At 64.4% G+C, this 827-nt stretch carries 1 protein-coding gene; it reads right to left on the minus strand.

The features are described 5' to 3' along the window. Positions 1–186 precede the first annotated feature (186 nt). Positions 187–827, minus strand: a 641-nt coding sequence (locus EN906_RS35775) for an extracellular solute-binding protein (protein WP_127375852.1), incomplete at its 5' end; no start/stop codon positions are given.

An 827-nucleotide genomic window follows, 5' to 3' on the forward strand; every position in this document is an offset into this window, starting at 1 on the left:
GTGATGACGGTCATGGCTGTTCCCTTGGCGCTGCGTCCCCCTCCCCCTTGAGGGGAGGGTCCGGCCGTAGACCGGGGGTGGGGTCCTCTGCGGAGCGCGCCGACATCAAGAAACGTCGAGCACTGCGGTGGCGACCCCACCCGGACCTGCGGTCCGACCTCCCCTCAAGGGGGAGGTGAGGTTGGGCTATTTCTGCGGCGCCTGGTCGATGATCGATTGCATCGTCTCTTGTGCGTTGGCTATGGCGCCGTCGACATCGTCGCCGAAGAAGACCTCGTTGATCATCTGCGTCCACGGCCCGTTGGCGGAGTTGATCAGGTCGTTGAACACCACCGAATAGGGCGTCTTGCCCTTGGTCATGGCCTCGGCGGCGACCTGGTAGCGCGGATCGAGATCCTTCAGCGCCTCCTTGGCGATGTCGCCGCGCACCGGCAGGCTGCCGTATTTGGCAAGGATGGTCTGGCCTTCAAGCGAATAGGCGAAGTCGAGGAACTCCTTCACCACGGGCAGTTTCGTGGTGCCCTTGGTGACGACGAAATTGTCGCCGCCGGCAAAGGACGACCAGCCGCTGTCCTTGCCCGGCAGGAAGGTGACGCCGTAGTCGATATCGGGATACTGGGTGTTGAGCGCGCCGATGGCGAAGGCGCCGGACGGCGAGATGCCGATATTGCCGGCGGCAAATGCCGCAAAGAAGTTGGCGCCGGTATCGGTCTGCGCGCCCGCCGGCACCAGGTCCTTCTTGACCATCGAGCGGTAGAGATCGATGGCGCCGCGCAGTTGCGGGCTGTCCAGCGTCGCCTTCGAGCCGTCTTCGCTCAGGATGTCGC

This window comes from Mesorhizobium sp. M7A.F.Ca.CA.004.06.1.1, from assembly GCF_003999135.1.
In the GTDB taxonomy this organism is placed as follows: Bacteria; Pseudomonadota; Alphaproteobacteria; order Rhizobiales; family Rhizobiaceae; genus Mesorhizobium.